Genomic DNA, 1,381 nt, shown 5'->3' on the forward strand with positions numbered 1-1,381 from the left:
CGGCGGGAGATCAGCAGCAGGATGCGGACGAGGTCCTTCGTCCTGAGCACCCTGGGGCTGCTGCTCGGACTCGGCGCCTACGCACTGATCATCATCGTCTCCAGGGACGGCCCGGCCAGGATCGGCGTCGAGCGGGAGGCCTCGGCACTGCGCCCGGCGCTCGCCGCGGTGGCCGAGAGGACGGGCGACTTCGAGTTCGTCACCGTCGACGGCGACCGCACCGACCGGATCCTGCGCGACGGGGAACTCTCCGCCGTGATCGGCAGCGCCGACGGGCAGCTCACGCTGTTTGTGGAGCACGAGGCGGACGAGGAGCTGCTCGCCGTGGTGCGGGCCGCGGCCACCGAGGAGCGCACCTCCAGGGAGCTGGAACGCGCGGGCCTGGATCCCGCCGAGTTCCGGGAACGCGTGGCATCGTCCACCGTGCGGGTGGCCGCGCTGGAGCCCTCGGAGAACAGCGCCGCCGAGCAGTTCGCGCTGATCCTCGCCTCCACCGGCCTGCTGTACTTCTTCTTCGTCTTCTACGGGATCATGCTGGCGCAGGGCGTGGTGGAGGAGAAGACCAGCCGCGTCGTGGAGTTGCTCCTGTCCACCATCCGCCCCTGGCAACTCCTCGCCGGGAAACTGATCGGCGTGGCCGTGGTCGGCCTGACCCAGCTCGTGCTGCTCGGCGGCGCGGCGGTGGCGCTCGCCCAGGGCACCGGCGCCGTCGCCCTGCCGACCGCCGTGGGCGGGACGCTGGTGACGCTGGGCGTCTGGTTCCTCCTGGGCTTCTTCCTCTTCGCCGCCATGCTGGCCGCGGCGGCCGCGCGGGTCTCCCGGCAGGAGGATCTGCAGGGTGTGGTGCAACCGGTGATGCTGCTCATCACCACGCCGTTCGTGCTGGGCATAGCCCTGCTGAGCAAGGACGCCCACGACCCCCTGATCGAGTGGCTGTCGCTGCTGCCGCCGCTCAGCCCGATCCTGATGCCGGCCCGCATACTGCTCGGCATCGCTCCCGTCTGGCAGATCGCCCTCTCCCTGGTGCTGGCGGCCGCCGCTCTGGCCGGGATGACCCGGGTCGCCGGACGGATGTACGCCAACAGCGTGCTGCGCAGCGGCTCCAGGGTCCCGCTCGCCGAGGCGCTGCGGCTGCGTCAGTAGGCCGAACCTCCCGGCGACCGTCTTCCTTCATCACCTTCCCTTCGTCCGCTTCCCTTCGTCCGTCCTCCATCCCTTCGTCCGTCCCCCATCCCTGTCCGGAACACCCCCATTCGGCCCACCGGGCCGCCCGACAAACGAGGAGTCCCTCATGAGCACCGCCCTCTGGATCGCCATCGGCATCGCCCTTCTGGTCGCCGTGATCGCGGGGATCAGGAAGAGCCGGGGCTGACCGGCCCGG

1 protein-coding gene is annotated in these 1,381 nt (G+C 70.9%); it reads left to right on the forward strand.

Annotation, left to right across the window (positions count from 1 at the left end; translation table 11 throughout):
* Positions 1-1,143 (forward strand): ABC transporter permease (locus EBH09_RS33285; RefSeq protein WP_193776665.1); only part of this gene is annotated, 1,143 nt, incomplete at its 5' end.
* Between the last annotated feature and the right edge of the window lie 238 nt (positions 1,144-1,381).

Source organism: Streptomyces sp. E2N166, assembly GCF_003671715.1.
Lineage (GTDB): Bacteria > Actinomycetota > Actinomycetes > Streptomycetales > Streptomycetaceae > Streptomyces > Streptomyces thinghirensis.